1 protein-coding gene is annotated in these 237 nt (G+C 75.1%); it reads left to right on the top strand.

The genetic code is table 11. The features are described 5' to 3' along the window. A partial coding sequence (locus tag G3I65_RS23595) for an amidase family protein (protein WP_240924598.1) occupies nt 1-237 on the top strand: 237 nt, incomplete at both ends.

The following is a 237-nucleotide window of genomic DNA, read 5'->3' as shown; positions in this document are numbered from 1 at the left end:
CCTGCACGTCGGCACCGACATCGGCGGCTCGATCCGGCTGCCCGCGGGCTGGTGCGGCCTGACCGGCCTGAAGCCGAGCTTCGGCCGCGTCCCGGTCGACCCGCCGTTCCTCGGCCGGGTGGCGGGCCCGATGACCCGGACGGTCGCCGACACGGCGTTGCTGATGAGCGTGCTGTCGGCGCCCGACGAGCGTGACCACCTGAGCCTGCCCCCGGCGGACCTGGACTGGTCGCTCGA

The organism is Amycolatopsis sp. SID8362 (genome assembly GCF_010550475.1).
Lineage (GTDB): Bacteria > Actinomycetota > Actinomycetes > Mycobacteriales > Pseudonocardiaceae > Amycolatopsis > Amycolatopsis eburnea.
The sequence above is the reverse complement of the archived record's forward strand: the minus strand, read 5'-3'. Positions and strand labels throughout refer to the sequence as shown.